8 protein-coding genes are annotated in these 6,621 nt (G+C 46.3%); 6 read left to right on the top strand and 2 right to left on the bottom strand.

Annotation, left to right across the window (positions count from 1 at the left end):
• Positions 1-413 precede the first annotated feature (413 nt).
• Positions 414-1,985, bottom strand: coding sequence for a hypothetical protein (locus tag DW806_RS08005; RefSeq protein WP_117492392.1), 1,572 nt, complete (start codon positions 1,983-1,985; stop codon positions 414-416).
• 134 nt (positions 1,986-2,119) lie between these two features.
• Positions 2,120-2,434: a DUF2584 family protein gene (locus DW806_RS08010; RefSeq protein WP_117492390.1), complete on the bottom strand. Its 315-nt coding sequence runs from the start codon at positions 2,432-2,434 to the stop codon at positions 2,120-2,122.
• A gap of 285 nt (positions 2,435-2,719) precedes the next feature.
• Here DW806_RS08010 and DW806_RS15200 point away from each other — a divergent pair, with 285 nt between their 5' ends.
• From DW806_RS15200 to DW806_RS08035, 6 genes are read left to right on the top strand one after another with little or no spacing between them, the layout of a single operon-like run.
• A complete protein-coding gene (locus DW806_RS15200) occupies positions 2,720-2,875 on the top strand; it encodes a hypothetical protein (RefSeq protein WP_158557260.1) in 156 nt (51 codons plus the stop codon).
• A complete protein-coding gene (locus DW806_RS08015; protein ID WP_117492388.1) occupies positions 2,862-3,929 on the top strand; it encodes a DNA cytosine methyltransferase in 1,068 nt (355 codons plus the stop codon). Before DW806_RS15200 ends, DW806_RS08015 begins: the two co-directional genes overlap by 14 nt.
• A 28-nt stretch (positions 3,930-3,957) precedes the next feature.
• Positions 3,958-4,281 carry a YdcP family protein gene (locus DW806_RS08020; protein WP_117492386.1) on the top strand — a complete coding sequence of 108 codons (324 nt, stop codon included), beginning with the start codon at positions 3,958-3,960 and terminating at the stop codon, positions 4,279-4,281.
• Between the two features lie 23 nt (positions 4,282-4,304).
• Entirely contained in the window at positions 4,305-4,712 is a 408-nt protein-coding gene (locus DW806_RS08025) for a YdcP family protein (protein WP_117492384.1), read from the top strand.
• Between the two features lie 5 nt (positions 4,713-4,717).
• Complete coding sequence (locus tag DW806_RS08030; RefSeq protein WP_117492382.1) at positions 4,718-6,118, top strand: FtsK/SpoIIIE domain-containing protein; 1,401 nt, start codon at positions 4,718-4,720, stop codon at positions 6,116-6,118.
• The gene (locus tag DW806_RS08035) at positions 6,115-6,537 is read left to right on the top strand and encodes a hypothetical protein (RefSeq protein ID WP_117492380.1); all 423 of its coding nucleotides are present in this window, start codon (positions 6,115-6,117) and stop codon (positions 6,535-6,537) included. The genes DW806_RS08030 and DW806_RS08035 overlap by 4 nt, the downstream gene beginning before the upstream one ends.
• Positions 6,538-6,621: the final 84 nt, after the last annotated feature.

A 6,621-nucleotide genomic window follows, 5' to 3' on the forward strand; every position in this document is an offset into this window, starting at 1 on the left:
CCGTGCCCTCTAAGGGAAAAGGGGAGATTCACAAGAGGGTGGAAAACCGCAGTTTTTCAAAAGCAGTTTCCCTTCAATTATACGAAAAGTTCAAAGGTAGAACAAAAGTATAGCATTTCCCCTTTAAAATGCTTACAGTCTGTAATTTTGAAATCAGAAGTTTCAATAATGCAGTGTAAAGGATCTACGAAAAGCACCGTTTCAGGCCGTTTCAAAATTATAGTAGCCGAAATCTCTGGTGTCATTTGTGGTGTCAAAATCCAGGTGGCAGCAGCAGCTAACATGAAATGACACTATTTTAACGAAATTGATGTCATTTTTTAGATGATCTCGTCCGTATATCTAAGATGGGGATGGGCGAGTTTGCATTAAAATAAAGATTTAAGGCTCTAGTCTCCCTGTGTAAAAATTGATTAAATTTCCAAAATATGCAAAAACTGTTTGATAAAATCCACTGCATCTTTTAACAAGGGCCACAGCTTTGGTGCGTTGACGGATATCGAGCAAATTTGTGAAACCTTTGATAGCATATCAGAGAATCGTGATTTTTTCTTGTCCGTTTTACTTTCATGTGCCAATTCTCTTAAATCGACTTCTACTTTAGATAGTAGTTCCAGAACCTCTTTTTCCTTAACTACGTTGCTACGTTTTGCCGAATTAAATCCATATTGCACTTTTTCAAAAAGCGCCTCTAACTCATCGTTTTCGCCTTCAAAATATCCATCAAATTCACCGGCAACGACTTTTTCTTTTATTTGATTTACATCTTGCTGAATAGACTGCGGATTTAATGTCGAATCGGATTCTGTATAAAATAAAATATTATTTTGGTTTGCCATTGATATTCCTTCATTATTTTGAATATTTCCAACATTCCCGTTGATAACTATTCCCATATTAGATTCCTCCGTGATTATCCCTTCACGATACCATAATAATCTTCTCAATTCATCACAAGTTGTTGAATCGCTATAATCTTTCAATATTTTGGTGATTTCCCCGCTTTCTTTTTCATGATCAATTAGAATTTGAATAAATAGTATCACCAAGGGTAACTGTTTATCATCGTTCTCATCTAATTCTAAAAATGCACTTGCTATTGGATATAACATTTCCCCTAATGGATAATGTGCACTACAAATGCCTCTTAATATACCCATTTGCACAACTTGAGGGTAAATCAGAAAGTCTTCAAGAATATTTATAATATGATCCACATTTTCTTGAATATAATTTTCATCTTTAAATAATCCTGTATAGTACCATGCTAGACTTTTAGATGGTAATTTTTTTGCATCATATGGATTGATTTCAATTACTTTTACATTGACTTTTTCTAAAGTAGAAAAGGCCCATAAAGCATATCTTTGAATGCTGGTATCTTGCAACAAAGAATTCATCACGTTAGCGTTGATCAAATTCGAATAATCTCTCTTTTTTTGTCGATTATAATTACAGCCAAAAACTTTGGTTAACCACATTTTAGACAGAAAATCTTCCCCATCAACAATATGATTGATTTCTTGAGCGTTAAGCATATTTGAATTTGAAGAAAACAAGGTAGAGCATAAAGTATATGTTTGCTGTGATATTTTTGTATCTGGACATTTTTTATATAACTCGTGAAGCATATCCGAGTTATAAGATCTTGACACAATCGCCAATATCCAACTAATATTTTCTGCATCTTTTTCGAATCCAGATTTCAAGTTATGAATGCAACGATTTACCAATGCACGATTTTGTTTGTAAACAATGAGGTGATATGCCCATTTCCTGATTTTATAATCATCGTTCTGAACAACATCATATAGTACTGCACATAAATCTTTTGAACAGACATTATTCATACGTTGACCATATTCTAACTTAGTAATAAGATTCTGTAATGCAATTTTTATCAGTTGATTGTTGTTAGATACCAGATTTTTTCGTATTGAATCATATTCGGCCTTAGTGATATAAAATCCTCGCATTCCTAGCATAATGACCTCCATCATCATATCTAAAAATACGACACCCCGATCTTCAATTTTATGGAATTTATATCATAGCTCAATGATATACCATAAAAACTTAGATTAGGGTGCCACAGATATAATAATTATGGTGATATGAATCAAGGATTTATTTCTTTCTCACGTTTTTTGAAATCTAAATATCTTTCATAGTAATGAGTGGCTACTGCACTCTTCATATCAAAAGACTCAGTTTTATTGAAATAAATCCTTGTTTCTTTTTCATTAATAACAGTTTTTAAAACTTTTATCATGCCGATGCAACCCTGTTCTTTAACGATTAATGGAATTTGGAAACCTATTGGATAAATGCGTTTTTCACTCTTTATTGTATAGAATAGGTTTTCTTGCTCTTCAAGTATTTTATTTTCATTAGCGACAACCATAAACCAATTAAACTCAATAATCATACCCATGTAGCAAATCTCCTTTGAAATATCTTTTGATGTTAGAAATTATGTTAAAATTCTGTATTCTGCTTTTTCTAATAAAAGGATATCTTAGATTGCCTTTTTTGTCAAGGTGAATCATGTGTGACAAAAATATTATGTAGAAAGAATAAGTTTATGAACAACCGAACAATCCACCGAACCGCCCTGTCCGGGCGGTTATTTTTATGCCCTGAGATCGTCACTCACCATGCCCGCCCGCCGCCGGGATCTGTGCAGGCCATCAACCAACCATCAAAAGGAGGACAGCTTATGTACTATCACACCTGCCCCTACTGCGGGGCGAATTTGGACCCGGACGAACGCTGTGACTGCTTCTCCCGCATCCGTGGGAAATCCCCAAAGTGGAACAGCATGGACGGCGTGCGGGCGCGGGGGCGCAAGAGGTCCGGCCGTGTCCGCACTTAAACTCGGCAGTCTCTTTGACGGCATCGGCGTGTTCCCTCTCGCCGCGTCCCGCTGTGGCATTGTCCCCGTGTGGGCCAGCGAGATCGCCAGAGCGCCGGTATCCATCACCAAGCGGCATTTCCCTGAAATGCTGCATCTGGGCGATATTACGCAGATAGACGGCGGCAAAATACCGCCCGTGGATGTGGTCACGTTCGGCTCGCCGTGCCAAAATCTGTCGCAGATCGGCAACCGTACCGGTCTGGCAGGCAGTAAATCCGGCCTGTTCTATCAGGCCATGCGTATTATTGAGGAAATGAGGAATGCAACAGATAACCGGTATCCAGCTTTCGCTGTCTGGGAGAACGTCGCGGGAGCTTTTGTGTCAAATGACCGGCTGGATTTTGCAGCCGTGCTCCACGCATTCACAGGTACCGAGATTCCAATGCCTGATAGTGGTATCTGGGCGCACGCCGGAATGGTGCGAGGGGGACGGGCTGATACCGCTTGGCGGCTCATGGACGCCCAGTATTGGGGAGAACCCGCTCTTTCGCAGCGTAGGCGGCGGGTGTTCGTCGTGGCGGATTTTGCAGGAGAACGTGCCGCAGAAGTATTATTTAAGCCCCGCAGTATGCTCCCGTATCCTGCGCCTTGCGGCGAAAGCAGGCTGCCCGCCGCCCGCGGAGATCGAATACCTGCTGCTCAAGCAGGGCGGCAGGTACCCGTCGTGCGTCCCTTCCAGCTCCGGCGGATGCGGTCAATGGCAAAGCAGGGCGATCAAAAAGGTTTCCGCACGTGTTTCGGCAGAAACGGCGAACCCTTCCCAACTTTGCTTGCCAGTGTAGGTCAGCCCTTCGCATTCTGGTATGAGGGAAAAGAGCAGGACGGTTTTATCCGTGACCTTACGCCCTTGGAATGTGAACGGCTCATGGGCCTGCCCGAGGGCTGGACGGCATACGGCTGCAAGGATGAACCCATCAGCAACCATGCCCGCTGCTTTGCGCTCGGCAACGCGATCGCCCTGCCCTGCGCGGAGTATATCATGGCGGGTATCGCAGAAGTAATGACAGAATAAACCATAACAGCAGTTTGGAGGTAACATTATGAATTTACTGTTTGTAGTCCCGGACAAGGAAAAAGACCTTGGCAATCTGGAATTTGGCGGGCCGGAACAGGCCAGCCGTGAAGATAAAAAGCGTGTCGGGCGGCAGGAAGTTGTTGTCCAGCGGCGGTACAAGCTGTTTTCGGATGTACAGCGTGCGGACGATATCGAAGTCGTGATCCCGGCGCAGGCGGGCGAAAAACATTTTGACTATATGGAGCCGGTGCAGCTTGTCAACCCGTGGGTGACGGCGGAAGGTTACGCGATCAACGGGAATGGTTATATAGATTTTATTATCCACGCGGATGATATCATCAAGGCGTAAGGAAGAAAGGACGGGTATTGTTTATGGCAAGATTCGGAAATGGATTTACAGGGAGACATGTCCCTACGCTGGGTGAGCTGCGCTTTTCTTCCATGCGCCGTGAGGTCTATGTGCAGAATGAGGACGGTACGCGGTCGGATGTGGTAAAAGAACGTACCTACGATCTGAAAAGCAAAACGCAGGGCCGCATGATCCAGGTGAGTATCCCGGCCAGCGTCCCGGTCCGGGACTATCCGTATAATGCGGTGGTAGACCTCGTGGGCGCGAAATTCGGCGCTGTGGCGCACGCGACGTTCGGCGACAACGCAGATGTAGACTGGTATATCAAGGCGGAGGATATCGTATTGGTCAAGCCCGAACCGGCTTCTGCGCCGAACAGCGGGCAGCCCGCCCAGCCGCGCAAGGACAACCCGCCGGAGAAGAAAGCGTAAGTGATATGAAGCTTTTCCGGTATCGCGGCAAGCGTATCCGTCCGGCAGATAGGGATTTGGTGTTCCGGTCTGCCTGTTGTGTGGTGCTTCCGGTGTTCCTTGCGGCTTTCGCTTTACTCAACTTGAAAACCATCCTGCAAACAGACTGGCGCAGGCTGTTCATGCTGGGCGTCGGCGGCTTTGGTTGGCATATGCCGTATCTGCTGCTCAGTAGTATTGTGTCGGCGGCGGTTGCTGGGACAGTGCTTGTCCTGCTGTACCGTCTATTCCCGGATGTCGTGCGGCAGCTCATGCACCGTCAAAAGCTGGCGCGCATGGTGCTCGAAAATCAGTGGTACGAGCAGGCCGAACGGACAAAGCAGGACGGCTTTTTCAAGGATTTACCCAGTCCGGATACAAAAACGAAGATAGCCCGTTTTCCACGGATGTATTACCGCATGGAAAACGGGCTTTTGCATTTTCAAGTGGAAATCACGATGGGGAAATATCAGGAACCGCTGCTTCATCTGGAAACCAAGCTGGAAAGCGGCCTGTACTGCGAGCTGGTCAGCCGCGAGCTGCGGGACGGGTATGTGGAATATACCCTGCTTTATGACATGGTGGCAAACCGTATCCCGATTGCCGAAGCGAAAGCCGAGGGCGGGCGTCTACGGCTGATGAAGAACGTCTGGTGGGAGTATGACACGCTCCCGCACATGCTGATCGCAGGCGGTACGGGCGGCGGCAAGACGTATTTCATCCTGACGATCATCCAGGCGCTTTTACAGACCGATGCTGTGCTGCATATTTTAGACCCGAAAAATGCTGATCTGGCAGACCTGTCTACTGTGATGCCGGAGGTGTATTACCGCAAGGAGGATATTGCTGCCGGTGTCAGCCGGTTTTGCGACAGGATGATGCAGCGAAGCGAAAGCATGAAATCCATGCAGGGCTATAAGACCGGCGAGAACTACGCCTATCTCAGCTTGGAACCGCACTTTTTGATATTCGACGAATACGTCGCGTTCATGGAAATGCTGAACACGCGCGAACGTGAGGACGTATTAAACAAGCTCAAGCAGATTGTCATGCTGGGACGGCAGGTGGGATTCTTCCTGATCCTCGCCTGCCAGCGCCCGGATGCAAAGTATCTCGGTGACGGTATCCGTGACCAGTTTAACTTCCGTGTCGCGCTGGGGCGTATGTCCGAGCTGGGATACAGCATGATGTTCGGTGAAGTGAAGAAAGAGTTTTTCTTCAAGAACGTCAAGGGGTGCGGCTATGCAGATACCGGTAAGGGTGTCATTACCGAGTTTTATACGCCGGTCGTACCCAAAGGGTATGACTTCCTAAGGGAGATCGGCACACTGGCGGCTGGACTAAAGCAAGTGTGTTCAGATAGGGATATAATGGAGGATTTGCAGTGAATGACAAAGTAGAACGCTTCGTTACAACAAAGGATAGGGACGAAAATATTACGGGAATGGTGCTGTTTCCATACAATGAGGACAAGATAGCAACATGGTTTCATGTAAACGAGCTGGATGAATTGCAGTTCGTAGGAGGTTCGGCATCTGATCTCACCGTACCGGAATTTAATCAGGTCATGCGGGAAGCAGACGGACGGATGCAGAAGGTCGAAAGCAGTATTGACGCTGCTGTGCGTTTCCTTGAAGCGAAGATGCGGGATAATCCGGAGCAGAAAAAAGTTTCCGAAATGGTCTGGCTGGGGTTTGAGGATGCGGCAGTGTGGGAGTTCTGTATGCAGGACAGTTACCGTCCAGCGGATGAGCATGTCGAACTTTCCTTTTCCGGCATACTCCTGCAAGTGACATACCATGTATAGCATTTCTGTCTGCACGCCCCGCCCTGCCGCGCGCGGTGTGCAGCGCGAAAGCCGCCAGCGCGGCAAGGGCGGATGGCGGGCGCG

Source organism: Butyricicoccus sp. AM32-19 (assembly GCF_003480365.1).
GTDB classification, from domain to species: Bacteria; Bacillota; Clostridia; order Oscillospirales; family Butyricicoccaceae; genus Agathobaculum; species Agathobaculum butyriciproducens.

What these genes read in the sequence shown, in the direction of transcription:
- DW806_RS08025 (WP_117492384.1), top strand. Translation starts at nt 4,305, where the DNA reads ATGGCAAGATTCGGAAATGGATTTACAGGGAGACATGTCCCTACGCTG.
- DW806_RS08005 (WP_117492392.1), bottom strand. Translation starts at nt 1,985, where the DNA reads ATGCTAGGAATGCGAGGATTTTATATCACTAAGGCCGAATATGATTCA.
- DW806_RS08010 (WP_117492390.1), bottom strand. Translation starts at nt 2,434, where the DNA reads ATGGGTATGATTATTGAGTTTAATTGGTTTATGGTTGTCGCTAATGAA.
- DW806_RS08030 (WP_117492382.1), top strand. Translation starts at nt 4,718, where the DNA reads ATGAAGCTTTTCCGGTATCGCGGCAAGCGTATCCGTCCGGCAGATAGG.
- DW806_RS08020 (WP_117492386.1), top strand. Translation starts at nt 3,958, where the DNA reads ATGAATTTACTGTTTGTAGTCCCGGACAAGGAAAAAGACCTTGGCAAT.
- DW806_RS15200 (WP_158557260.1), top strand. Translation starts at nt 2,720, where the DNA reads ATGTACTATCACACCTGCCCCTACTGCGGGGCGAATTTGGACCCGGAC.